This window comes from Bacillus sp. ISL-57, assembly GCF_018613135.1.
In the GTDB taxonomy this organism is placed as follows: domain Bacteria; phylum Bacillota; class Bacilli; order Bacillales; family DSM-1321; genus Peribacillus; species Peribacillus frigoritolerans.
Genome location: NZ_JAGGQV010000020.1, coordinates 99,481 through 125,464, shown reverse-complemented (window position 1 = coordinate 125,464; position 25,984 = coordinate 99,481). Strand labels below are relative to the sequence as shown.

Below are 25,984 nucleotides of genomic sequence, written 5' to 3'. Positions count from 1 at the left end.
TACAGGTAAAATAGAGCTTCTTCAGGAAGATGAGTGGTGTTAGATTACTCAACTTTGCTGGAGGGCTCTTTTTTTTGCATATAAAGAAAAAATCCAAGGGAATGTTAAAAACATTTCCTTGGAAGAAGAAACGATACAGCAGTTGCAGGGGAGAGGGAATTCAGTAATTTTTATGTTTATGGAGGATACATTTATACTCTTTTTGAATGTGCAGCGATAAAAAAGGCCAAATGGATAATTTGATTACGATCTAGATCGGTCGCTTTATAGATATTCTCTATATAAATTTATATACGTCCGGGGAAAAAAGGGGGTTTTATCTAAAATTCAAAACAGAGTTGATTGGAGCGTATGTGGGAGACTCCTGCGGGACAAGCACGTCGAGGGAGACCCCACAGGCGCAAAAGCACCGAGGGCGGACCGCCCGCGAAAAACGAGTGCCCTATGTTCCAAGCGACGTTCAAGGTTTTATAAACCTAAATAAAATGGAGACAAACTTGTTCTTCATCGAGTTCGTCTACAGTCTGAACTCAGTTCTTTCTTACTTCGGAACTGAGCTTTTTGTATTTCACGTCATATCATTCTTATTGTTGATCCTATAATTAGCTTAATAGCGTATTTCGTAAAAGACACTCCTACAAAGGGGCATTTTTTTACAAAATGGCCTTATATTAATATCGCAAAAAGTATAAACAAAAGAGAAGGTTAGTTCAATGATGAAAGTAGAAGTGAATCCAATTAATAGTATTTTTATGTTAAAGTTATACAGTTGATATTTTATAGAATTTCATTAGGAAGGAACAAAATCTGTATGTTAAAGGAAGGGTTAAATGGCGAAAAGAATATTAGGTAGTATGTTGTTTTTATTACTAGGCATCGCTAGTTTTACTTTTTTATCTGGCTTAAAAGTTGAAGCAGCAGATCCAGTGCATACTGTATCCTCTCAAGAAACGGTAGAATCGATTGCAGCAATCTATGATATATCGACAGAGCAATTAATGGATATGAATGGTTTACCGGATGGTAAGTTATATATTGGCCAGGAGTTAACCATTCAGACTGCTTATACTCCTTCGAACTATCAGTGGTCAGAGAGAGGGAAACAAATTGCGAATTATGCGAAATCATTTACAGGATTTAAAAAAACGGCTGGAGAAGAGACACCTATCAAAGGGTTTGATTCTAGCGGATTGATTCACTGGGTACTCTCCCGGCAAAAGGTGCCTATCGACCGTTTGTCAGTTGAAGGCTATTATAAGCAAGGAATGGATACAAATACTCCTAAGGCTGGAGATGTTATATTTTTTCTGGAAAAGGGGAGTTCAAAAGTCGTGACCGCTGGGATCTATCTGGGGGGGAATCAGTTCGTTAATTCTGGATACGGAGCGGAGACAGTTCAGGTGAGATCTACCATAGAAAAATATTTTGCACAATACCAAGCCGAGTATAAAACGTATACACCAAAAGGAGAGCATGTCGTTCAAAATAATGAAACACTTAAAAGTATCTCGGATAATTACGGTGTATCGGTGGATACAATCAAAAAGCGTAACGCGTTACCAACTGATAGCTTGATGCAGGGACAGTATCTTCAAATATACAGCAGTCCCTTGTATCCATTTTATGCAAATCAAGAGGCTTCTTATGATAGAGCTTATGATGTCATAAAGTATGCTTATACTCTACGTGGATTTACCTATGTTTTCGGAGAATATGATCCGATGATTGGAATGGATTGCAGTGGTTTTATCTATTGGGCCATGAAGGAGCAGGGCATTTCCCTTAAACGGGGTTCGGCAGCGGACTACTATTCCTTGCTGCCGAAACTCAGAGATCCCAAGGCAGGGGACTTAGTATTTTTTAGCGATACAGACTTAAGTCAAGAGATAACCCATGTCGGTATTTATCTAGGGGATGGTCGCTTTATTCATACAACAAGGAATACTGGTGTTCATATTTCTGACCTTACTTCAAGTTATTTTAATAAGAAGTTCGAAAGTTTTGGGCAAGTTCAAATCAATAATATGGACTAAGATAGACACGAGAGAGTTAGACTATTTGAATTTTTTTAGTCATATTATCCCCTTAAGGTAGGCAGTATAACAAATCATGATCAAACGATGTTACAACTACTATCTTGGGGGTTTTTAATTGCTTAAAAAGGGCAAAAGTTTTGAGCAATATACAAATGAAAAGAAAATGAAAGTTGTTAAGTATTATCGGTTTTTAATAGATGTTTTAACTGCGATAAGAATCGAAATTGTGGATTAGAAAAAAAGTTGTACTGTATATAAAAAAGAAAAACCGAAATGACCTGATTTCGGTTTTTCTTAATGAACTAAATGGGCAGTTAGTTGAAGAAAACTTTATTTTAATGGTTGTGGTAAAAATTTCAAGTCAATTTTAAGAAAATAATATTTTTGGAAGGGCTGACTATGATATTGGAAACGAATATTTAAAGATTAATCGAAAGATTTAAAAGTGTAAAAAGCCTTGGAGATGAAACGGTAAATCAATTATCCGAAAGTAAAGCATTTGAGTGGAAATATGATTTCACAAGGTGGAATGACTTTTTACTTCAGACGGAAAAGGGATATAGAAATCGTGAAGAAGAATTTATAGATGATATATCTTCAAAATCCGAGCTAACATTGTTTGGGAAAAGGATGGAAAACCCTAATTGATATATACTTCAGAAAAAACCTGTTTTCTTAGCGGGTGCCAGAATTTTATCTTGGTATAACCCATATGGGAATTTTAAATTACTTTCGTAATCTCTGCCACCAGCTTTTCTTGGTGAAATGATCTTAGATCCTTTTTACGATATTCATCGATTTCGGTTAACATAGCAGCTGTTTTTATTACTCTTCGAGTTGGTGCCTAATACTTCCAGCATGATCCTCTTGTCTTTATATCCTTAAACAATGCTTGTCTCGTTCTTTCCCTTACGTTATGAATGTGTATACTTCCAATTTTTGTGCGATTAATTGAATATTTAAAAAATATTTGTTAGTTTCTGTAGTATTATATTAGATTCTGTGGTTTCTGTGATAAATTAAAGATGTTTTTTGTAAGAGAAAATACGAAAAAACAATATATGTGTTTTGGGGTTTTATGGTATGCAAACTTTAAAGAAACGGTAGAAAGAAACTTTATAATTCTTGCAAATGGAAACAAACTTAAGAGGAGAAACCAATATGAATCATCTACAAAAGCAAATACTTTCTTTCCTTGAGGAATGCAATAGAGAAAGATGTGTAAGTAAAATTGCTCAAAAGTACGATAAAAATCTTGAAGTGGTAAGGGCTGAGTTAGTGATACTTGCGAACAAGAAACTCATAGCTATCAAAAAGAGTACAACCGGGAAGATAAGCAGAGCAACGATTAGTCCAAAAGGTAAACAGTGCTTCAGGGAAGCTACTGCAATTAAGGGTTCAGTCCAAGAGCAAATCAATGAGTTGAAACAAAAGTTGTCAGCTCTGGAAGCCTCATTCATACGTGCAAAAGAGAATCCAACTGGGGAGAATAAACAGTCACTATTGGATAATGCAAATACGGTTCAATCAGTGGCTTATGGGTTAAACTCATTCTTTAAAGTTGGATTGGATATCTTAAAGTAAACAATAACCCCAGAGGATAATCTGGGAACTCTTGTACATCTACATAATCAGGGTCAAAACAGGCTAGCTCATGGGTTTATTGTCGAGGTGAGCTAGTCTGTGATGCACCGAGGCCGTTGGAGTCAGACTAACGAATGGGCTCTATTGGTACCATAGTTCATCGCCTTACTCACCCAGCCATAGAATGAGTAGCGATTTCCCGCGATTTTCATTCTCTGTAGTGGAGCGCTGATTTTTGCGCTTAATGGATGGCTGAGAGGTGCTTTACTTCATTATCAGGAGCTGATCGGCATCTCCTTTTTAGTGAAAGTAAATGAAGGACTTGAGTCAAAAAAATTAAAGGAAGATGCCCCCTATTAATGGCGGTCATCTTCCCATGCCCTATCATAATCTCTTATATTGTGTTTTTCTATTGGAGTTTCTTCTTGTTGATCTGCTTTCTTCATTTGTTGTTGAGCTTGAGAACTGTATGATACTATCTGTTTTTTTATGAGTTTGAAGCTAGATTTGCTGGGCCACCTACAGATAGTTGAGTGTCTATTTGTTTTTGCAGTTGATTGTTTTTTGACATAATAGAAAACCCCATTAAGATAAATCATAGCTATGGGGCAGAATAGCTTAATAAAAATAGGTAGATTAAGGTTGTTAAAGAAGGAATGGTTTGTTGTGTGTAGACTAATGAGGTATAAAATATAACAGAAGAAAAAACCAGTTTTATTAGACTGGTTTTTTCAGCTTAATATAACACTTTGTTATTAAATTCAGTTTTTAAGACTTACATGCTCAATCATACGCTTCACTGCCTGAATTTGCCCCATATGAGTCGCTTCATGCATTAATGTTAAACCTGCAAGTTCTCCAACAGTGTTACATCCTAAGAATGGTGTATCCAAATCTTGATCTAGCTGTTCAGGAGGGATTTGCTTTAAACGAGTTAATTGATCTTTCAACTGCACAACCAGCTGATCCATAGCAGGTATATGTATATTCCCTGTCCAATCAGCTGGTTTTGTGCCATTCCCAAACAACTTTATATAATTCGTGGGAAGATGGGTTGTTACATTCGGGAAACCAAACATAGTTTGTTCTGTAATTGTCAAAACGTGACCAGTATGCCAATGAATTGTGTTATTAAAGCCATCTGGCTGCACATCTTTTAGTTCCATGGAAATGGACTCTACATTCTTGATGAAATATTCCCTCGTCATCTCAAATTGCTTAAATATAAGTTGATTCATCTTTTCTCCCCTCTCACTTACAAAATCATCCATATTATACCAGTTAAAACCGGAAAAGAATATGGTATAAATTTCCTGAACTTATCTTTATTTTAACCGGTTCTTGTTCCACATTAGGGAGCGATCTTTTATTAAAAATCGCTTTACTTATAGAACTATATTATTAGCATTCTTACAAAAATAAAAAGTCCCATAAGGTTTTTTGGACTTAAATGAAAATTCGATAAATACAAGTTAAATGCTAAATGATAATTGTTATACAACTGTAAAATTATACAGTTTCATTTGCGGTATAATGGAAATTATTAGAAATGTATTCTGGTGTATGAATATTTACATATAGAACTATGGTGAAGTACTCATGCTTTTTGGCTTAACCACCATTCAAGGCTATTAAACCTTTAGCTTGGTACTTTGTTCTTCCTTAGAACAAAATCTGCTTTTTGGAGCTAGTTCTGGAGAGATTGTGGAGACAAAGAGCGTTGTCTTCCTGTGAACTACCGAATAAATAAATGTAGTTATGATACCCTCAAAAGAATTACCTATTAGAAGTAATGTTTGAGGTAAAGTTAAAGGGAGGGGAATTGTTCTTGCCTATAATAGATATTGACCAATTGCTTTTTGCTACTGAAGAACTTGCCGAAGAGTCAATTCCATTTCATCTCGATGCATTTGATATTGATCAATTATTAGATAAAACGGAAAACTGGTAAAGAAAAGCATACCCGAAGTGAACTGCACCCAATGGAGGTTCAACATTGGGGTGGTCAATTTAGAGATGCAATTGGTGGGGCTTCATCGCTCCTTTAACGATTGGTTTTGTCATAGCCGCTTTCGATGGATCGTTTAATGGAGCTGTTTGGTTATTGGTTTCATTCGGAGTCGTTTGTTTTCTCGCTATTATGATCTTGAAATCGGGTAAGGGAAATTTCATGACTGAATATCCACAAACAATTCCTGCTGTAAAATAGTTTGAAATCAATGCAGGATAAAGTGGGTATTAGGATTTATAAAAGTTTGTTCGAAAGGGTATATACCACAAGTGCAAAAACTCTATCGGTTAGATCTTGAAAGCCTGATGTTACTGAATTTCAGCTAACAGGGCTTTTTATTTTTTTATATGACATTAGCAATAATATTAATCAAACAGTATGGCCTTGGCATTTTCCATGATTAAAATATAATTTTTCTAATTCTGCAATTAATCTAAATGGTGGACCTGTGAAAGGGAAATGCATATACCAGTATCGTGCAGTAAAGTCCGAGGGAAGCACTTAAATCTATGTTTTTATTAATGTATAACTTTGGTAAAATCAGATGAAAATAACCAATGTTTTTAAGGAGGAAGCAAATGAAAGTAAATAAAATACATCATGTAGCAATAATTTGTTCCGATTATGAAAAATCAAAAAACTTCTATGTGAATATTTTAGGGTGTGATATCGAGAAGGAAACATATCGGTCAGAAAGGAAATCGTATAAATTGGACTTAATCGTCGGAGGGGAATATCAGCTGGAATTGTTCTCATTTCCCGATAGCCCAAATCGACCTAGTTATCCTGAAGCTAGGGGCCTTAGACATCTTGCTTTTGAAGTGGAAGATATTAATCAAGCGATTGAAGATTTAGAAAAAGAGAACATTCCAGTCGAACCTATCCGTGTTGATGAGATAACAGGAAAAAGGTTCACTTTTTTTAGTGATCCGGATGATTTGCCTCTTGAAATATATGAAAAATAGGAATTACAAGCTTAGAGGGCTATAAAGCATGAAGTTTGATAGGGAGAGGGGAAAACTTGAGGGTATTTCTTTTTTTAGTTGATTTCAAAAATGAATACGATGATTTAAAGAGGTTACTTATGCCAATTAAACTATGAAGGTTCTCTATGATATGTCAATACTATAAATTTATCTCCACTTGTATTCCATATTTCGATAATAGCTGAAATAATCGCCAGCTATAATATCGGTAGATCGGTCATTTAAATATGTCAGGAGATAAAAAAATGAATGTTTACAAATTTACAGTGTTGATACTTTTAACGACATTTTTGATGGGTTCTTCTTTTGCAGTAGTTAAACTTGGTCTACCGTATTCATCCCCATTATTATTAGCAGCATTACGCTTCACACTTGCAGGGCTCATAATGGTGATGATCGTAAACTTTTTAAAAAGACCGCATCCAAACTCTAGAGGGGATTGGATTAAAATGCTCATTATCGGCACTTTTCAAACAGCCGGAGTAATGGGCTGCATTTTCCTGAGTTTACGCACGATTACAGCAAGTGAATCCTCCATTCTTACATTCACGAACCCGTTACTTGTTGTTGTATTCGGTACGATCTTTTCACAAACACGCTATAAACTATATCAATGGATTGGAGTTTCATTAGGATTAGTTGGAGTAATTATAACGATGGGAGCGCAACTTGAATTTAAGGTTGGTATTCTTTTCGGCATTCTTTCTGCTGTTTTCTGGGCGATTTCCACTTTATTGGCGAAAAAATGGGGGGCGATTTACGATACATGGGTTTTATCTGCCTATCAGATGCTTTTTGGCGGTTTCCTGCTTTTACTTGGCAGCTTTATTCTTGAAAAACCATTTTTCATACTGAATGGCAATTCGTTGTTCATTTTATTATGGTTAAGTATCATGTCATCGATCGTGCAATTTGCTGTTTGGTATTACCTTTTACAAAAGAGTGATCCCGGAAAAACAAGTGCCTTTTTATTTTTGGCACCTTTCTTCGGTGTTTTATCAGGGTGGGCACTATTAGGTGAGCAGATATACACGTCACTCCTAATTGGCGGACTGTTTATCATCATTGGCATCTATCTTGTAAATAGCAATTTCCAAAAGGAAAATAAATTAGTTAAAAGAGCTTTATAGTAATCGCATGGATTGTTGTAAGCCGTTAAAGACAGAAAGCCCCTCATGGTGAAAAATAAAAGATTCTTACCATGAGGGATTATTAATTATACCTCTATACAAAAAACTTCTTTAAATCCTTCTTTCCCTTTAAGTGTGACTTTTACTGCGCGAATAGATGGAACACGGATTATCCAGCCTAAATCGAAAAAATGTGTAAGAAGTCCATTCCCTAAAGCTCCGCCAAGATGATGATGTCGTTCACTCCAGTCTAAACATGAGTGGGAAAATGAACGGCGTTTTCTTCTTAAATCAAGTAAATCGATGCCGAATTCAGAAAAAAAATGATCTCCTTTGGGTGTAACTGTAAACTCCCGCTCTTCTTTTTTCATATATCCGGCTTTCAACATCGATTCAGTTAATTGGACTCCTAGCTTTCCTGCCAAATGATCATAGCAAGTTCTGGCTTCTTGGAGCATTTTGACTTGACTTGATTGCTTTAACGACCGAACTTCAGGAGGTGGGGAAATGGCAAGAAACGATTCCAAAATGTGCGCAATTTCTCCATTTGCTAGCTGATAATAGCGATGTCGTCCGTGTTTTTCAACTATAACAAGGTTTCCTTCCCCTAATTTAGCAAGGTGAAAGCTGGCCGTTTGAGGTGTTATTACAGCCATCAATGCTAATTCACCTGCCGTATGAAAACGCCCATCCAGCAGACTTGTTAGTATTGTTGCACGTGACGTTTCCCCAAGTAGGGAGGCTATCTCCGCCATATTTGGATTTATACTCAAAGTAGTTACCAACCTTTCTGCCGATAGATTAGTTAATAAGCTGAACGCCAATTAATATATTATTAAAAATAGGTAAACTTATCCTTCCATTATACAGTACCGCTGCCCAAGTGATATTCGGTATATTCACGATTCCTGCTTTAATTAAATTTGAAAAAGGATATTGGACCCTACAATAAAAGCGGTATTTCTATTTTTTCTAGGTTAAAAAGAAGACTGTAAAGAAGAAAGACTGTATCCCCTTGGATAAGCGTTTTTTACTGAAGTATATTCTTTGTAAACTAGGCATACATTTTTACATGTTCACTAATAGTAACCGTTCATAATAGTCTTGGAATAAATACCGGTGAATAGTCCCTTTTGTGAATTTAGTAGTTAAATAGGAGGGAAAGAAGAGTATGAAAATGTCAGACGTTGGATTTAAAGGCCAAGTTTTTGGATTTATAAAGTTCACACCTTTTGTGGAAAGTTTTTTGTCTGGAGATTTATATATGAATAATTTCAAAAAGTATATTGATATAGAAAGTGCTTCAGGAGAAAAAGGTGTAGGAGACAAATTTGAAGCAGCACATGTTTTTACGGAATTAACAATGAATTTCTTTACTCAAGATACCAATGAATTAATAATGTCGGGGCGAACTAAAAAATTGAATTTCAGAAAAAATATAAATGAAAAAAGACCATTATATTGTATGTTTGCCATTATTGGCGATATGTTAAAAGTGGTTAACGAGGATGAAAAGTATTACTATACCAAATTTGATTTACCTAATGAACAAATCGATAAAATGATCAGGGAGTTCGGAGATAGCTTAATTTTTGTTACCCCATCGCAATTCATTGACAGAATTACTAGAACACTCAATGAAAAAGGTTATGCTTACAGAGGGGGCTTGGTAAAATATGATGATTATAACATCAATTCCTCAGCAAGGATGAACTCTTATAAAAATCAAGGGACTGATATTTATTTTTGGAAAGATAAATACTTTGAAAATCAATATGAATATCGCATAGTTCTCACAGATCAAGAAGTTGACGAAGCCTTAATTGTGAACATAGGGGATATTTCAGACATCAGTACTATTTTTAATGCAAGCGAATTTTTCAGTGATAAATTTGAAATAAGATTACGAAAGAAAGGAAATCTAAGCATCCATTAAATTGGGTGCTTTTTATTTGCAGGAGGAAAAAAGATTTGAACTTTTTAAAGAATGAAATAGTAGAGTTAAAATAACAGGAAATTATAGGGTAATCGCTTCCACAAGGGGTTTCTATCCAAAAAGTTCTTACCATGTTTGGATCCTTTAAGAGAGCGCCATTCAATAGAGCCCAAAATACAGCAAAACTACTTTGAATATGACGACTATCTTCTATATTAACTATGGATATGGCGGAAAAACATACTGTAGATTGCTGAACAAAATTTAAAAAGTATCATTCGCTTTTAGAACATATGGACTACGGTATCAAAACGCGGAAATATACTTGCAATGGTGATTATTTGTTATAGCCAGTTAATAGTGCTCTTTATGCAATAAAAGTCGATCACTTGATAAGGTTGTTTTGATGTCTGTTGCCGCTATTTGATCTGCTCTTAAAAGGGAGTGATAATGTGCCTGGCTCAATAGTACTTCCTTAAATAAGCCAATAAGGACATCAATTGCAGCTTGTTATTCAAACAAAATCCCCTTTTAATTGTAGGGGAAGTAATGATTTACTGCCGACTTTATTGCTTTTATTTTTAACAGCAAATTACTGGAAATCTGATGTAAATTCGTGTAATCTACAAAAGTATGTTTTTTTCCAAAACGTAAAGGGGGACCATAATTGAGTTCAACAAAAAGTAAACAGTCAACAATTGTTGCTCTTTTGCTTGCGGGCACATTCATTGCGATCTTGAATCAAACATTAATGATTACCGCCATTCCTCCTGTAATGGAGGAAATGAGTGTTACGGCAAATAGTGCACAGTGGCTAACAACCGTTTTTATGCTGGTTAATGGGATCATGATCCCTGTTAGCGCGTTTTTACTGGAGCGCTTTACCACCAGACAGCTCTTCCTTTCCGCGATGGGGATTTTTGCTATTGGTACATTGGTTGCGGGGCTAGCTCCTAATTTTGGAATGCTGCTGCTAGGAAGGATGATCCAGTCGAGCGGAGCCGGAATTATGCTCCCGTTAATGCAAACAGTCTTCCTAATGATTTTCCCTGTTCATAAACGGGGTGCAGCCATGGGACTGGTCGGGCTGGTCATTTCCTTCGCGCCGGCTATTGGTCCCGCTTTATCTGGCTGGGTTACGGAGACCTACTCATGGAGGGTGTTATTCTTTATCATTCTTCCAATTGCTATTATTGATATCATAGTTGCATTCTTCGCTTTAAAAAATGTAACAGAAGTTACACGGCCAAAAGTGGATGTGCTTTCGATTGTTTTATCTTCCGTAGGTTTCGGTGGATTATTGTATGGTTTTACAGCAGCTGGTAATTATGGCTGGACAGACGAGAGTACCATCATATCCCTAGGCATTGGGACAATTTCACTTGTTTGGTTCATCAACAGGCAATTGCGATTGAAGCATCCGATGCTGGAGTTCCGTGTGTTCACGTATTCATTATTCCCGATTGCTATCATTATTGGAGCCATTACCTTTATGGGTCTGATAGGTGCCGAAACGCTCATCCCGCTATATATGCAAAACATGCGAGGATTTACTGCATTTGAAGCTGGATTAGCCATACTTCCTGGAGCACTTATTACCGGAATAATGTCACCGTTCATTGGACGTATTTTTGACCGGGTGGGGGCCAGGTGGTTGGTTATTGGCGGATTACTTCTCATAACCGCTTCATCCTTTACTTTTATGGATGTTGGTCCTTCGACAAGTTTTACATTTATAATGGTCATGTACAGTATACGGATGTTCGGATTAGCCATGGTTATGATGCCTGTTTCAACGGCCGCCTTAAACCAGCTGCCTAAACGGTTAATCGCCCATGGTGCAGCAATGGATAATACGATGAAAATGATTGCCGCATCTGTAGGTACGGCAATCCTTGTTACTGTGATGACATCAGCTACCGAAAATGCTCAGCAGCGTCCCGAGATAGTCCATCCTGATATGTATGGCGCGCAAATCTCATTTATCGTCATCGCTGTACTTTCGTTAATTAGCTTCCTCATTTCTTTTAAAATAAAGGATCAAAGATCAGCAGGAAAAGAGTTCGGGGAGAAGAATTAAAAATTTGAATATGAGTTTTTAAGCTTGAAAAGAATCACAATATAGATTTCATCTACTTGTGATTCTTTTAAACTATATCTCCTTTTTTTCGTCGCCAGGCTCCTCACCTTATTGAACTTCCTCAGTTTCTCGCCAATACCCGCTTATTCTCAGGTTTCATTTTGAATGTTTGTACGGATAAATGAAGTGTCATGCCTATCTAAGGGATTCTAAAAAGGAGGGAGAACAAGTCATCCAGATGATTTGTTCTCCCTCCTTTTTTCATTTTCTTTCTTTATAAAAAGAAGAAAACATACAAGAATTAAATGTAAGTGTTAATATATCTTATATTAAATCTGGACTATTTTTCAAATCCTTAATCTTTAAGCCATTTTCGAAACTGAATCTTTTGAGAGCGCGCCAAAAATCACAAAAACCCCGCTGGATATGAAGATATTCTTCTATATATACTCCCCAAACCACAAATGATTCGCATGGCGTTCTTTTTCAAAAACTTTCTCCAAATATATCTCTGAAGTGGAAAGCTGCTCATGGCCCAGACTCTTCATAATCTGATAGACATCCACTCAATTTAAGTGAGAAATGATGGCGTGATTTTGGAAGTGATTGAACACCTACGTCTCCAATATCGTGTGAAATTTGGCCAGGTAGAAGCAGTCTTGTATCATGAGGAATTGACAAATGGGAAACAACGGGATGTTCCCATAACAGTAACGAATAATCAAGAAGGATGGGAGGGGGATAAAGTGGAATGGTATACACAAAAGGAAGTAGCGAATTTATTAGGTGAGATCCAAGGCAACGGTCTACTATTGCGGAAAGCAGAAGAAAATCATGAAAATTTTGGACCCACATCGATTACATAAAGAGGCCCGTTATGAAAAAGCGGAAGTGGATCGGTTAGTAGAAAAGCAATCTTTCCCTACTGTCCCAATGAGGTTGCAAAGAAATTGGAGTTCTGTACAAAGTGTTTATAAGTATATTCAAGATGGTTCCATAAAAGCTGAGGCCGTCCCTTATGGGGATGAAAGAATCACGAATGTAATTTCGGAAACAGCCTTTCAGGAAGCAGAGAAGTCACTCAAACCAACTTTCACTCAGCGTCCAAAAAGATATGAATATTATGATTCAAAAAATGACATTGCTTTGTATCAAAGGATTCATTCGTCCAAAATATCATAGGCACGTGTGGTTCGTAATGAAGAAAATGTATTTGGTTTTTTACCTACCCAATATCCAAAAGTGGTTGACGTATGAAGAAGGAATGAAAACTTATACTTTAAAGCCATCATACTCGATCCACCAGTCTACTTTGGATTATAAAGGCTATGTTGAGATTCAGGTACCAAAAAACGAAGTAGTATTTTATCCCTTCATTGACTATTTATTTGAAAATATGGGGAGTAGAAAACATTCGAGTTAGAGAACAAAATGAAACTGTCTTACTCTACGTTAGGACAGGGGAAAAGCCATTAATATCTGAGGTGTTTTGTATTGCTGATATATTACCGTATTTAACTAATGGAGAAATGCATCACGATGCTGATACTTTGATATTGCGAAGTCCCAATAGAAAAACTATTTTGAATTACCTATCGAATTGTTGGAAAAAATTACACATTTTGCTGAACAAGAAGGAATTAGTAATTGGGTTGAGTAAAAATTATCGTCGATAATAAAATAAATATGGGAGGAATCGAAGAAAAAATAAACTTGTATTATAATGGAATTAATGTAATATATCAAAGCCGATGTTGCTTAGAGTAGGGAAACTCGGCTTTTTTAATGTCGAATTCTGATTAATGAAATAATGAATAAGATGGTAAGTATATTACCAGAATTTTTTTAGATTTAATAAGTATCTTAGTAAGAAAGTTAAAATAGAAGCAAATGGACCATATCAAAAAAGTTATTGAAATGGCTTATTATTTTTTATTGGGCAAATTCTGCAATTAGTATGAGATCATTGTTCTTAATGAACTAAGGCTTTCTCGTGAAATTCAAACCGTTTTCATACTTTACAACTCCATTTTCAGAAATTCCCGATATATAGGGGTCCTGTACACCATTGTTGCTTTTCCATTCTCAAAAAGGTAGCATGTCACTGGTAGTATAGAAGTTTCTCCACTCATATCTTCTCTATAATCAATTGATATATAGTATCCAGTCGCTGTAATCGTTAGGGATTCACAAGTGACTTTTCATACGTATCAATCATTTTCCCTCTACCCCGGCCAAACGATTTTGTAAGTATATTTCTCACATTTCCAAACCTCTTTGTGCTTTTAATTTTTATCTGACTCTACAATATAATTAGATTTACAATGAGTGCAGTAACCAGGTTGCAAGCTTGTTTTCATTCTTTTAACATAGAAATACCTACTATGAAGCAAAGCATAATTAATGATACGACTTTAAATCTTTGCTAATTTCCGAAGGAAAATGAGACTTAAAATCTGACGCGTTATCCATTTATTAACCACTACCTTATAAGAAATCATCTAAATTAACATCAAATCGAGAGATTTTTCTTTTTTTGTATTTTTAGATCAGGAACCTCAAAGTTTTCCAAACAATGAATCCTTAATAGTTCAGTACCAGGGCGTAACCTTCCTCCGGTGTAACACTTGCAAATCCATTAACTGCTTTTTCTGTGCTTCTTTTTTCATTACTATTACTTCCAGATTTTCTTTAAACGTTTTTATTGGTCAAAAGAAAGATTTCCTCTCTCCTGCAAGTTTGTTTTTATAGATAACCCTTTTCTTTCAAAGAGATATAATTATTAGGATTATTAGTTACTACCAAGCTATCAAGAACTTCAATTGCTAGGTACTTTCCGGCTTCTGCAAGTCGTTTAGTAACTTGGATGTCCTCATTTAAGTGCTTAGGATCATATGAAAGATGGTTATGATCTACCACTTTTATATATGTATGATACTAAAAATGGGAATTTGATATGAACGTGAATAAGAGACTTAAGATTTTGTGTCATTAAAAAAAGACGGAAGCGATTAAAAAAAATTTAAGCAGGCATTATCCTACTAGTCAAATTCATGTATGTACTGAAGACATTATGTCATTTTTAACGTTATATCCAGAAGGATTAAATTCATATGACTTAATAATATCTGCTATAAGTAATGCACCAATTGAGCAAAGAATTAATGAACTACAATTGAAAGGAGTTATGACTCCACCAGTATTAAATATTTGGGTAGAACCTTATTTGGCAGCTGGACATGCAATATGGATTGAATCTACCGGTGGGATCAATATAAGTTCGCTATTCGATAAAGGGAAGTATAAATATCAAGTACTTAAAAATGGAAATCAATATACAAAAAAAGAACTGGGCTGTAGCACATCCTATGTTCCGTATGGTGCTTTAGAATTAAAGAAATTTACTACTGATGTATTGTTATTTATTTGCCAACAATGGGAAAAAGATAGGAAGGATAATATTACGTTTACATGGCTAGGTAATTTAACAGAGCAACGAAAAAATAAAAGATACTTAGAACCTCGCTGGGCGGGTGCAACTGATTTTTCAACACGCTACAATTATTTAAAAACTTATAAAGAAAGTGCAGAAAAGAATGATATATAAGTATGGAGACAAATATATTGCATTTACCGAAGAGGTTATAAAGTTTTTTGACAAATATAAGCAATACAATCACACACAATATGAGTCAGGAGGCATTTTATTAGGTAAGGTTTATAATGATATAATTATTATTGACCAAATATCAGAACCTTCTATAGAAGATAAATCTGGGCGTTTTTATTTTGTTAGAAACGTTAAAAAAGCTCAAAAGATTGTTGAAGAAGCATGGAAAGAATCAAATTGTGAAAGGATATATCTTGGTGAATGGCATACACACCCAGAGGATATTCCCACTCCTTCAAGGGACGATAAGATCCTCCTTAAAAATATGTTGAAACATTCACGTATGGAAATTGATTTTTTATTTATGGTTATTATAGGGAGAATTAGCCCCTATTTTGCAGTTATAAAAAAAGGATTGAAAGAAATGATTCCGATAGAAAGAATACATTCGACTGATGGTTTGCATATTATTATTTATAAAAATCAATTTAAACAAATTTATGGGTTTCAAGTAAGTGGATATTTAAATCTTGCACCAAAAGGTTTTGACATTTACAATGCAGTTTTTTCACAAATTTTTATTGGAACTTTTAATTCTATAATAGCACTAACTAATATACAGGCTAATATTTTGGAGAGTGGGCCTGCTTTTATAAGATTTATTATTCCAGATATCGAAAATGCTGATGAAAAGGTTAATACGCTATTGGATGCAATGGAAGTTCAAATAGCAATGGTAATTGGAGAGATGAAAAGTAAAGGTCTTGATCACCGTATTCATTTAGAAATTAAAAGTTAGTTATAAATAAGGCTAGGGTGTAACAAAAGAAAAACTAAAAAGTCATTTCTTTAGCGAAAAGAAATCTGACTTTTATTGATTGAATTACTTAGCGTATAATATAATGTATCGGTGATTCAAGAACAAATAAGCAGGTACTTGAAAGAATAGACAATGTAAAGAAATGCACTTTATCGGTATATGGGGTACCGCCAGCAAAACGCGGATTTTCAACGTTAAGAAATCTGAATACAAAAAAGAGCCGGTTTTCAATATGAAAAGTGACCCAAATCCATTAATCTACGAACTTAACGCTTCATCGAACGCTTGGTAATCAACAAGTAGGACTGAAGTCATCCCTTGCCGGCAAATTGAATTTGATAATTTTTTTTGAGACGGCTATGTAGCTCCAAAAGTTACGCCATTTTCCATATATAAACTAAGTTACTAAGATAGTAGTTTCTAATAATATGATTGCAACTGTTCATTAACGTTGGACTAACGGAACGATAATGAACAGTTGCAATAAGAAAACTATAAGTATCAATGCTTTTAACAGACTATATATAATAGAGTAGGGCTTTAAGGCTCCTTTTGTAATACTCATTTTTAAGATTAAATAACATATAATATAAACCTAATGTAAAGAGCTATTTTTAGCAATTATTACAGAGATTTAGCTACCATTTATTTAGCCTTACCAAGCGATAGAAGCTTAGATTGTGTACTTTTATTTCTACACACATACGAAAGGAGAAGACTAGAAAATTTTCTCCTTTTTCAATTAATCCTTTTCACGATATTTGGTCTTGCATTCACCTAGCAGTTCCGCAGCCTTTTTAGTCTTCTCCTGCTTAGGATTGTAAACAGGACAAGCGACACTTATCAACCACATAGGATATTTTCCCTGTAAGGGAGGGGGGGATGTATATACAACAAGAGGTGGCCGATTTACTGGGGGTCTCCAAAGCAACGGTCTATCATTATGCCAAGCAAAAGAAAATTATTAAAATTGCGGATTCCCATCGAATTCATAGAGAGGCGCGGTATGAAAAAGAGAAAGTAGATCAATTTGTGAATGAAAAGAACTCACACCCTACGGGTATGAGGCCTACTGAATTTGCAAACAAACTAGGAATGTATGTTCAAAGTGTCTATAAGTATATACAAGAGGGGGTTATAAAAGCAGAGGTAGTATCTTTGGAGATAAGCGAACGATTTATGTCATATCTGAAACGGCTATGAAGAGGCGGCTGGATTACTAAAGCTATCTGCATCCTAACGCCCAAAACGATTTGATTATTATCATTCTAGTCAAGATATTGTCTTGTTTCAAAAATTCCGTTCAGGCAAGGTGCCTGAATTACGTATTTGGATTGTCAACACTAAATCAAACAACTTTTTTAAGGGATAACTTCTTAAACTCTAGAGGGCTTACGTAGCCTAAAGTTCCTGTTTTCGCAGCTTATTAAACCAGTTCACATAGTCTCCAAATTGGAGTGTTAGCTGATCTAAGCTTGTGAAGGTTGTTTGATTGGCGAACTCAGTCTTAATGATTTTAAAGGTCGCTTCCGCGACAGCGTTATCATAAGGGCAACCTTTCATACTTAGTGAACGACCAATCTCAAATATGGTTAACGTTTCGTCAATCAGCTTGTTTTTAAATTCATTCCCTCAATCTTTGAGGAAGAGTTGAATATCACGGAGGTTCCCTTTGATAGATGCAAACGCTCTTGCCACAAGCTTCGCATCCTTGTTAGTCCTGCGCTAAATCCAATAATTTCACGATTAAAGAGATCGACAAAGACACATATGTAATGCCATTTATTTTTGACATATGATAAATCGCTTACCACTTCTTTTTTCTCTTCTTTTTGTATAAATTCCCGATTTAATTCGTTTGCCTGGACTGATTCGTTACATGAGGTCTTTTGCGGTTTGTACTGAGCGATTGTATAAGAGGAAAAAAGCCCCTGTTCTTTCATGATTCGGCCAATTCGCCTTCTGGAGACCGTAAGGCCTCTTTTCTTTAATTCAACCTTATCTTACGTGTTCCGTACGCCTTACGGTTTTTATCAAAAAAATGGCGTTTGTGACATCGTCTTCTGAGGTTCGTTCTTTTGCTTCGTAGTAATAGATGCTCCGTGAAAGCTCAAGGACGCCACACATTGCTGATACCGAGTATTTATCTTTGTTCCGTTTAACATTTACTTTCGTCCTAGTATCAGCACGGCTTGCTTTAAAATATCATTCTCCATCTGTAACTTCTTCAGTTCTTTTCGTAGTTTAATAAGTTCTTGTTCCTCAGGAGAACGGTTATCTTTTTCTTTGAAAGAACCTGTGCTTTCACTCTGTTGTATCCACCGGTCCAAAGAAGAAGGAGTAAGTTCATATTCTTCAATAAGAGCCTTTCGGTTTTTCCCCTTTTGGTAGAGTTGAATGATCTGTTGTTTAAATTCGGAAGTGAACGTATGGCGTTCTCGCTTGGTCATTTTGAGTGCTCCCTTATCTGTAGTGAGTTAAGTGTATCTTCCCTTTAAACTTCTGTCCAGATAAGTGTAGACGATTCAATTATATGGAATAAGGACAATGAATGGGGTTTTAACTTAGCTATATTAAAAAATGGTTGCCCTTTGATGAAGAAATAAGGGAGTATCAGTTAAAGTTGGTGTTTATGTCCAGAATCTCATCAAATGGATCGGCATTAAGTAGTTTCGCCCACATACATCGTGACAAGCACAATTGACCATAGTCAATCAAACCCCACCCGAACTGTTACTTCAAAATTATTTTATCAAAAGGACCTAAGTATGATTCTTGGGTGCTTTTGTTTTAGATATGATTTTAAAAATTAAGAAGTTTATGAGAGATCAGAATTGAAAGGTATATAATTGTTGAGAACTATTCCCATTAGTTATTGATAACCTTAAATACTAGACCATTATATATAGGACTTTTAATATAGTATTGTCAAAAAAATCAGTGGGTATTATGATAGATAAGCTGTGTTAAATTATAGTTAAATTGGAAAAAATAAATATTAGAACCTTTTTCCCTATTTCCCTATTACATAACAACTTTACTTCTAGAGGAGGAAACAAGAATGAACGCACTGTTAGCAATAAAACAAAAATTAAGACTTAGAGATTTTTATCATGCACCTTCATGGTTTTTAGCATTATTTATAGGGTTGCAATTTAGATTTTGTTTACCTTATTTTTATCCAAATATATTTACTCCTGCACAAGATATTTTAAATGGCATGTTATCTATTTTCATATCCTATATTCTATTATCCATTATTAAGAAGGTACCTTATTTAGAACTATTAGATGCTGCTATTATTTCTTTATCAATTGGATATTCATTAATTATGTTTCGAACCATGTCAAATATTCAATTTGGAGAATTAGTATATGCTCCCGGAGCGACTGCTTTTATTATCTTTATGGTTGACTATAAAAGGATTAGTCATCTAGTAAGACCATTCATTTTGGCATTTTTCTTTTCCATTACTTTAAGTTTTAATTTAATTAATTGGTTAGAAGAGTACTATACGTTAATTGGTTACTGGAACTTATTTTCCGCTATTATCTTTTTCTTCGCTTTTTTATATCTTATGAAGTCCTCAGAATATGTTGTTAATAATGAGGGTAATAAAGCTAAAATAAACAGCTTTTTGGCTGGGATAACCTCCGTATTATTTTATGCCTTTTATTTTGCACATAAGAAAAGAGATGTAATTTATACCTACTCTGACTCACTTCAAGCTTTTAATCACTGGAACGGGAATCAATGGTTATTAACTTTCTCTTTGTTAGTTACAATAGTCTATATCCTATCACTTACAATAAACTTTAAAAGTTTAATTAAAACATTAAAATCAGACGAACCTCATTTAAATTCAACTGGTAGAACAAATCAATTTAGTTACAAACCTAAAAGTGCTAAAAACTCTGTGTTAAATAGTGCCAATTATAATAGTAATGCAAGCCAACAGTTTAATATAAAACTTAATAGCACAAAAAAAGATCCATCATTACTGACGGACCCCATAGACGAGTTAGAGGAAATGATCGGTTTACCTGATGTAAAAACTGAAGTGGGAAATCTAGTTAAGGAAATTAAGGCAGCTCAATTACGTGAAAAAGCTGGGCTAAAAGTTCAACCTAGGAGCCGGCATCTAGTGTTTACAGGAAATCCTGGAACCGGTAAAACAACGGTTGCACGCTTAATAGCAAGAATATATGCTTCTCTTGGAGTTTTATCAAAAGGACATATGATTGAAATGGATAGGGCTGGTTTTATTGGCCGTTTTATAGGTGATACAGAAGAAAAAACTGAGAAAATAATACAAAGCGCATTGGGTGGCGTTTTATTTATTGATGAAGCCTATGCATTAGCCGAGGGCGGAGCTAATGATTTTGGTAAACAAGCTATTGATGTCTTATTAAAAAGAATGGAAGATTATAAAGATGATCTTATTGTGATTGTTGCCGGGTATACAGACAATATGCAAGAATTTATTTCGTCAAACCCAGGTTTAGAATCAAGATTTCCTACCTATATAGAATTTAAAGATTATTCCCCAGATGAGATGATAGAAATACTAAAATTAATGTGTAAACATGGTCAATACGAAACAACAGAAGAGGCATTATTTAAACTAAGTGAACTATTCCAAATAAAATATCAATCTAGAGATAAACAGTTCGGTAATGGCCGTTTCGTTCGGAATACTTATGAAAAAGTAACTTCCTTCCAATCAAGTCGTATTGTATCCTTACAAAAACCAAATAAGAAGGAACTAATGACTATTGAAAGTGATGATGTAGATCTTGAGAAGCTTTTATAAGTCTAATAATAACTTTTAGGACTAAGTGTTAACATTTCTTATAAATTGGAGCCTATACAAATTAGTGATGATTAAAAGGCGTCGCTTTTTTATGTATTGAATTATTTTCAAGTATAAAGGCAGCCATAAGTTTCACTGCCTGCGTATTCGCCATTGTCTTCAGAAGTAGGAAATTCTAATAAAGTAAGCAAAGAAAAAACCGAATATAAGTCTCCATAAACCCCTCTATATTCAGGGGAAACTTGATCAAGCACGGCTTGAAACTGTAGTTTTGTTTATACTAAATCCCTGTTATATTTTCGTGTTGTCTTGTAAGGTTACGAAGGTTTAAGAATTGAACCCCGCGTTTTTTATAAGGCTCTAAATCCTCTTTATAGTACAGCACGCAGAGGTGACGTGCATCAATTATATCTGTCTTTACTTTGCGTAAACTAGAGCTCTCCGTACGATAAGAAATGAGTGGGTTAACAATAATTAATAACATAGCTTCGCTTGTTATTAAGCGGGGCCCCTAAATACTTTGAAGGCTTATATAGTTTATATGCTATTATGGCTGCTGCTGAAAGAGTCGTACATCGTGAAAAAACGTGGAGTATTGATTATTTAAATGTTGAGCCCAATCATCGGGAGATTAATATAGAGTACTTACCTCAGTTGAATTGCGCCACAGAAGCGGAATTACTGGTGATTATGGAAGAACAGCGAAAGAAGTTTATCCAGCTCGTCCAAACAGATCTACTCAATGAAGCATTGTCTGGAACATTTACTTTATAAAGTTTTTTAGGGGTCCTCTTATGAGAGCTTTTTTTGTTGTTAAAAACCAAAACCACCCAATATAAATTGGGTGGTAGCCGCTTTGAGAAAGTGAACTATATGCAGAATTAAGGGTCTAGCTTATCGATCAAGATGGTGCTCGGTTAATAGCTCGCGCTAAAGAACAGTGTTTCATTGGAGCAACTTCGTCAATTTGCATTCATTCTCCCCCTTCAAGTGGAATGCCGACACATCGAGTCGGCTTATTTGGTGGTTTTTTATCTCTTTTGTCTAATAGGCGTAAACCTACAAATGCATAATGGTCACGAACTACATCGCTAACCATTGTAAGGGTATTTTGAATGAAATCTTCAGGCATCCCTAATGTAACTCCGCCTTGTGAAACATAACTTACTAGAAGAATAAGTCCTAAACCTTTAATAAAACACTTAATTTTTTTCTCTGTCATAAAAGTTCCTCCTCTCTAGCACAAGCTGCTGGTGCTGATGCTACTTCTAAAGGAGAAATTACAGCTAAACAACAAGATGTATTAGATGCAATTAACAGTTCAAGAAAAGGGTACAGTAGTTGCTACTGCAAAAGCTGGTGGAGATCTTACACAAGCTGCTACTGTAGGTGGGGATACAACAACTTCAACTACATTAGTTGCTGATGCTACAAAAGGTATCAATATCTCTGATCAAAAATCTGAATCTGATTCAATCAAAGCGATTGAAAATGTGCTTACAACAGTATCCGCAGAACGTTCTAAATTAGGTGCGAACCAAAACCGTTTAGAGCACACTATCAATAACTTGAGCACTTCTTCTGAGAATCTAACAGCTGCAGAATCACGTATTCGTGACACCGATATGGCCAAGATCATGGTTGAGCAAACTAAGAATTCTATTCTATCTCAAGCTGCTCAAGCAATGCTCGCGCACAAACCAGCAACCGCAGGGGAGATCTTCAATTACTACGTTAATATCTATACAATTAAAGGCCTGGTGGTTATCCTACCAGCATTTTTGTGTTATCTTTTAAGGAGGTAAGGGCTCCTGTGAAAATTAAATATTATAGATAACAAGGACCTGTGATTAACTGTCATGGTCTTTTTTTTGCGCTTCTAAATTATTTAAAAAACTGGTGAAAACTTAACCATAAAAAAACATAACTAACAGGGGGAAATTTAAAATGGGTTCAAGTGAAATTGCAGGAATTATCATCGGAGGTTCTACAGTTGGATTAGTGGGCTTAGGATTAACCTTCACAGGATCTCCTATTCTAGATGGCGCTACAAAGGATGTTAAAGATTTTGAAGATCGATTAGTACAATTGGTACATTTAAAGAGAAGATCAATTCTTTGAGAGCTAATGCTAATCATGAAATTGGATTAGCAAATGCTTCTATCGCTAATCTAGAAGGTGAAAATGCTGATCTACAGAAACAAAAGGCTGATCTAGAAGCTCAAAAAGTAGCTCTAAACAATAAAATTACTGAACTGAATAATCAAATGTCAGATTTAAGTAAGCAAATCGCAGCCTTAGAAACCAAATTAAACACTGAAACAGCTAACCACCAGGCCACTAAGGATCAGTCGGCTATCAAAACAGCAGAATATGATGCAAAGGTTAAAGAGCTTGCTACAGCTAACAATACAATTAAAAACTTGAATGCTAAACTAAAATATGCGGAAGAAAAGGCTAAGCAAGCTGATAAATTAGTCGCTGAGCTGGAAAAAGAAATTGAAAAGGCTAATAAAGAAGTGGAGAAACATGGTAAAGAGGTTGAAAAAGTGAAAAATAAAACTGAATCTGCTGAACCAATGACTAAAGAAGAAGTGGATGCAATAGATATCACTATAGATAAAGCAGATACACCATCAACAGAAGAAATACAAAAATAAGAATCTGAATTAGTAAAATTCCTTTTTTGTCTCAACCGTTCTTTACGTAGAGGAATCAAAAGCTTAAGTACGATTGACATCTAGATAAAAAAATTCCAATAGATAAAAAAATTGGTAAGATTATTTGTGAAACATGGTAGAATAATATTCTAGTAAAAATGTCATAGGAGGAATTTAACAATGAAAAAATACTTAATGGCAGCCAGTGCTTTTTTGGGGGTGCTATGTCTCATCTTGGTTAGCGGAGCCTTGAAGGTTTCAGCAAACGTTGGACAGGATTCCCTGCAAGCAGCAAAGCCGATTAATGTAAATGCTGTTAATCAGGCAATCATTAATGAAAATGGAGATTATGAAGATTATTGGAAATTCACGCTGACAAAACCGGGTCAGGTCACCTTTAACATGAATAACTATTCGGGATATTCATGGGGTTTTGAAATCCTAGACGCTAATGGATATGTGTTTACAGATGGAGCAACAGATAACAGCTCTAAAGCCATGGGTGTGACGGCAAGGAAAGTAGGATTGCCAGCTGGTACTTATTACGTACATATAATGGATGATTGGAATTCTTATAACGAAATCTATTATTTTTCTGTTAATTTTGCAGAAAATGCAAATATGGAATACGAATTCAACGATAGTTCAAGTACAGCAAATAAAATTAAACTAAATACACCTTACTTAGGCGAAATTCAAAAATATGATGATGAGGATTATTATAGATTAACCCTTCCTGAAAGTGGTGCTGTCACTCTCAATATGAGCCAAAAAACTGGTATCCAATGGAATACGAGTATTTTAACTTTAGAGGGTGAAGTGCTTAGTGAATTTACGACAGATGATTCTTCGAACGTCACAAAACCGACGGAACGGACGGTCGGGCTACCTAAAGGAGAGTACTTAATCCATATTAGAAACGATTGGCATTATAATTCAACTTACCAGCCTTATACCTTTATCGTGAAGTTTGCAAAGTCAACTACCTATGAAAAAGAATTCAATGACAACGCCCATCAGGCAAACAGTATTGGGGTGGGCAAAAACTATTATGGGAATCTCCAAGATTTCAGTGACACTGATTATTTTACGTTTTCCCTATCAAAACCATCAAGTGTATCTCTGGAGATGGGAAGGAAGCCATCTGTTAGTTGGGATATGAGCCTCTATAATTCAAACGGTGATGAATTGGGATCCTTTAATACGAAGGATGACCAGTTTGCAAAAGGTATAGAATCGATGAGGTATTCCCTTCCTGCAGGGCGGTACTATATATCGGTGGATGATTATAGAAACACTGGTAATAATAAATACCAACTGGCTGTAAAAGTTCAAACGCCGTCTATTAGCAGTAAGTCGGTACAAATAACAAATTATGTAGGCAAATCAGATAGCGTGAAAGTGAGTGCTCTGGCTAAAGGTGATGTAGTGAAGTTGTTCGATTCGAAAGGAAAGATATTTGCTACATCTAAACCAGCTTCAGGTTCCTCTACAACTTTTAGTATCAAACAATTAGGAAAGAATGCCGGTTTTATCTATGTGTCAAACACCAAAAGCGGAATGCTTGAGAGTTCTAGAGTAAAGGTATCGTTTAAAGCAGAACCGAAGACACCTAAGCCAAGCGCTTCCAATATTACGATTAAGAATAATAAGGGTAAGTCAGATACAGTAATAGTCAAGGGATTGAAAAAAAGCGATGTTGTAAAACTCTATTCATCCTCCGGGAAGTATCTATCTAGTAAAACATCCAATTCTTCCTCTGCAACCATCACGGTTAAGCAGTTAGGTAAGGGCTCAGGTTCTGCTTATGTAACAGTGACACGCCCTGGAATGAATGAAAGCGACAAAGTGAAGAAAACATTCAAGGCAGAATAAGAGTTTACACAGTATAATTAAAGAAAAGGGGGCGGCACTCAAATTGAGTGCCGTCTTTTTAGTATAAAGAAGGGAATTAGTCATTCTTAAATAGGGTGGTAAATTTGTATTGGAATTATGGATTAACTCATTTTTTTCGTCTCAAAACATAAGAATACTCGTTGCAATGAGATCAATAAAAAAACCTCAAAGGGATTAAGCTTAGATGTTTTTTTCTGAATGCGACTGGTCCTGGACAATCGTATTCAGATATCAAAATAAGGAGTACCTATATAATACAAATGAACAAGTGTGAACGTTATGTGAAATGGTATTTTTAATTGTGTACGTTTCTTGAATTTTTTTATTCTGTCTCACTACAAAAAGATTACTTGTCATTTTGAGACGGATTTTTTTATGTGCTATTAACTTCCTATAATTTATCTTATATAAACTCGATAAAT

At 35.3% G+C, this 25,984-nt stretch carries 22 protein-coding genes and 3 pseudogenes; 18 read left to right on the top strand and 7 right to left on the bottom strand.

Features of this window, described 5'->3' with window-relative positions; translation table 11 throughout:
• Positions 1-830 precede the first annotated feature (830 nt).
• Positions 831-2,033: a C40 family peptidase gene (locus tag J7I90_RS22955; RefSeq protein WP_214773906.1), complete on the top strand. Its 1,203-nt coding sequence runs from the start codon at positions 831-833 to the stop codon at positions 2,031-2,033.
• Positions 2,034-3,197: 1,164 nt separating this feature from the next.
• Entirely contained in the window at positions 3,198-3,620 is a 423-nt protein-coding gene (locus J7I90_RS22945) for a hypothetical protein (RefSeq protein ID WP_214773905.1), read from the top strand.
• A gap of 761 nt (positions 3,621-4,381) precedes the next feature.
• On the opposite strand, the gene J7I90_RS22940 is transcribed toward J7I90_RS22945, so the two are convergent.
• Positions 4,382-4,858, bottom strand: coding sequence for a DinB family protein (locus tag J7I90_RS22940; protein WP_214773936.1), 477 nt, complete (start codon positions 4,856-4,858; stop codon positions 4,382-4,384).
• A gap of 554 nt (positions 4,859-5,412) precedes the next feature.
• Between J7I90_RS22940 and J7I90_RS22935 the strand changes: the two genes are divergently transcribed.
• The gene (locus J7I90_RS22935) at positions 5,413-5,571 is read left to right on the top strand and encodes a hypothetical protein (protein ID WP_214773904.1); all 159 of its coding nucleotides are present in this window, start codon (positions 5,413-5,415) and stop codon (positions 5,569-5,571) included.
• Between the two features lie 59 nt (positions 5,572-5,630).
• On the opposite strand, the gene J7I90_RS22930 is transcribed toward J7I90_RS22935, so the two are convergent.
• Positions 5,631-5,792 carry a hypothetical protein gene (locus J7I90_RS22930; protein WP_214773903.1) on the bottom strand — a complete coding sequence of 54 codons (162 nt, stop codon included), beginning with the start codon at positions 5,790-5,792 and terminating at the stop codon, positions 5,631-5,633.
• Between the two features lie 417 nt (positions 5,793-6,209).
• Between J7I90_RS22930 and gloA2 the strand changes: the two genes are divergently transcribed.
• Positions 6,210-6,596 (top strand): SMU1112c/YaeR family gloxylase I-like metalloprotein, encoded by a 387-nt coding sequence (gloA2, locus tag J7I90_RS22925; RefSeq protein ID WP_214773902.1) that lies wholly within the window; start codon positions 6,210-6,212, stop codon positions 6,594-6,596.
• Positions 6,597-6,862: 266 nt separating this feature from the next.
• Positions 6,863-7,747, top strand: coding sequence for a DMT family transporter (locus J7I90_RS22920; protein WP_214773901.1), 885 nt, complete (start codon positions 6,863-6,865; stop codon positions 7,745-7,747).
• A gap of 86 nt (positions 7,748-7,833) precedes the next feature.
• Here J7I90_RS22920 and J7I90_RS22915 read toward each other — a convergent pair whose 3' ends face one another.
• Positions 7,834-8,520 carry an ArsR/SmtB family transcription factor gene (locus J7I90_RS22915; protein ID WP_214773935.1) on the bottom strand — a complete coding sequence of 229 codons (687 nt, stop codon included), beginning with the start codon at positions 8,518-8,520 and terminating at the stop codon, positions 7,834-7,836.
• A 398-nt stretch (positions 8,521-8,918) separates the two neighbouring features.
• On the opposite strand from J7I90_RS22915, the gene J7I90_RS22910 reads away from it, so the two are divergent.
• The 4 genes from J7I90_RS22910 (at position 8,919) to J7I90_RS22895 (ending at position 12,945) form a co-directional block, all read left to right on the top strand.
• On the top strand, positions 8,919-9,683 hold the full coding sequence (locus J7I90_RS22910; RefSeq protein ID WP_214773900.1) for a hypothetical protein: 765 nt from the start codon (positions 8,919-8,921) through the stop codon (positions 9,681-9,683).
• 667 nt (positions 9,684-10,350) lie between these two features.
• Positions 10,351-11,763, top strand: a complete 1,413-nt coding sequence (locus tag J7I90_RS22905) for a DHA2 family efflux MFS transporter permease subunit (RefSeq protein ID WP_214773899.1) — start codon at positions 10,351-10,353, stop codon at positions 11,761-11,763.
• A 575-nt stretch (positions 11,764-12,338) separates the two neighbouring features.
• Entirely contained in the window at positions 12,339-12,629 is a 291-nt protein-coding gene (locus J7I90_RS22900) for a hypothetical protein (protein ID WP_214773898.1), read from the top strand.
• Positions 12,598-12,945: a hypothetical protein gene (locus J7I90_RS22895; RefSeq protein WP_214773897.1), complete on the top strand. Its 348-nt coding sequence runs from the start codon at positions 12,598-12,600 to the stop codon at positions 12,943-12,945. The genes J7I90_RS22900 and J7I90_RS22895 overlap by 32 nt, the downstream gene beginning before the upstream one ends.
• 1,563 nt (positions 12,946-14,508) lie before the next feature.
• On the opposite strand, the gene J7I90_RS22890 is transcribed toward J7I90_RS22895, so the two are convergent.
• Positions 14,509-14,682 (bottom strand): JAB domain-containing protein, encoded by a 174-nt coding sequence (locus tag J7I90_RS22890; protein ID WP_311315223.1) that lies wholly within the window; start codon positions 14,680-14,682, stop codon positions 14,509-14,511.
• A 154-nt stretch (positions 14,683-14,836) separates the two neighbouring features.
• Here J7I90_RS22890 and J7I90_RS22885 point away from each other — a divergent pair, with 154 nt between their 5' ends.
• The 3 genes from J7I90_RS22885 to J7I90_RS22875 all read left to right on the top strand — a co-directional run bounded on the left by J7I90_RS22885 (position 14,837) and on the right by J7I90_RS22875 (position 17,396).
• The gene (locus tag J7I90_RS22885; RefSeq protein ID WP_214773896.1) at positions 14,837-15,370 is read left to right on the top strand and encodes a hypothetical protein; all 534 of its coding nucleotides are present in this window, start codon (positions 14,837-14,839) and stop codon (positions 15,368-15,370) included.
• Positions 15,360-16,172: a ribosomal-processing cysteine protease Prp gene (locus tag J7I90_RS22880; protein ID WP_214773895.1), complete on the top strand. Its 813-nt coding sequence runs from the start codon at positions 15,360-15,362 to the stop codon at positions 16,170-16,172. The genes J7I90_RS22885 and J7I90_RS22880 overlap by 11 nt, the downstream gene beginning before the upstream one ends.
• 903 nt (positions 16,173-17,075) lie before the next feature.
• Positions 17,076-17,396 (top strand): helix-turn-helix domain-containing protein, encoded by a 321-nt coding sequence (locus J7I90_RS22875; RefSeq protein WP_251025432.1) that lies wholly within the window; start codon positions 17,076-17,078, stop codon positions 17,394-17,396.
• Between the two features lie 145 nt (positions 17,397-17,541).
• On the opposite strand, the pseudogene J7I90_RS22870 reads toward J7I90_RS22875, so the two are convergent.
• A pseudogene (locus tag J7I90_RS22870) lies at positions 17,542-18,643 on the bottom strand (IS3 family transposase).
• Between the two features lie 611 nt (positions 18,644-19,254).
• Between J7I90_RS22870 and J7I90_RS22865 the strand changes: the two are divergent.
• The gene (locus J7I90_RS22865; RefSeq protein ID WP_214773894.1) at positions 19,255-21,006 is read left to right on the top strand and encodes an AAA family ATPase; all 1,752 of its coding nucleotides are present in this window, start codon (positions 19,255-19,257) and stop codon (positions 21,004-21,006) included.
• A 155-nt stretch (positions 21,007-21,161) separates the two neighbouring features.
• Here J7I90_RS22865 and J7I90_RS22860 read toward each other — a convergent pair.
• Positions 21,162-21,487, bottom strand: a pseudogene (locus tag J7I90_RS22860) (IS110 family transposase); the annotation flags it as partial.
• Between the two features lie 68 nt (positions 21,488-21,555).
• Here J7I90_RS22860 and J7I90_RS22855 point away from each other — a divergent pair.
• Positions 21,556-21,780, top strand: coding sequence for a hypothetical protein (locus tag J7I90_RS22855; RefSeq protein WP_214773893.1), 225 nt, complete (start codon positions 21,556-21,558; stop codon positions 21,778-21,780).
• A 199-nt stretch (positions 21,781-21,979) separates the two neighbouring features.
• Here the strand turns inward: J7I90_RS22855 and J7I90_RS22850 are convergent, their stop codons facing one another.
• Positions 21,980-22,228, bottom strand: coding sequence for a hypothetical protein (locus tag J7I90_RS22850; protein ID WP_214773892.1), 249 nt, complete (start codon positions 22,226-22,228; stop codon positions 21,980-21,982).
• A gap of 283 nt (positions 22,229-22,511) precedes the next feature.
• Between J7I90_RS22850 and J7I90_RS28185 the strand changes: the two are divergent.
• The 4 genes and pseudogenes from J7I90_RS28185 to J7I90_RS22830 form a co-directional block, all read left to right on the top strand.
• Positions 22,512-22,744, top strand: a pseudogene (locus J7I90_RS28185) (flagellin); the annotation flags it as partial.
• Positions 22,745-22,953: 209 nt separating this feature from the next.
• Positions 22,954-23,127 (top strand): hypothetical protein, encoded by a 174-nt coding sequence (locus J7I90_RS22840; RefSeq protein ID WP_214773890.1) that lies wholly within the window; start codon positions 22,954-22,956, stop codon positions 23,125-23,127.
• Positions 23,124-23,666 carry a coiled-coil domain-containing protein gene (locus J7I90_RS22835; protein ID WP_214773889.1) on the top strand — a complete coding sequence of 181 codons (543 nt, stop codon included), beginning with the start codon at positions 23,124-23,126 and terminating at the stop codon, positions 23,664-23,666. The genes J7I90_RS22840 and J7I90_RS22835 overlap by 4 nt, the downstream gene beginning before the upstream one ends.
• A gap of 180 nt (positions 23,667-23,846) precedes the next feature.
• Positions 23,847-25,541 (top strand): PPC domain-containing protein, encoded by a 1,695-nt coding sequence (locus J7I90_RS22830; RefSeq protein ID WP_214773888.1) that lies wholly within the window; start codon positions 23,847-23,849, stop codon positions 25,539-25,541.
• Positions 25,542-25,984 lie beyond the last annotated feature (443 nt).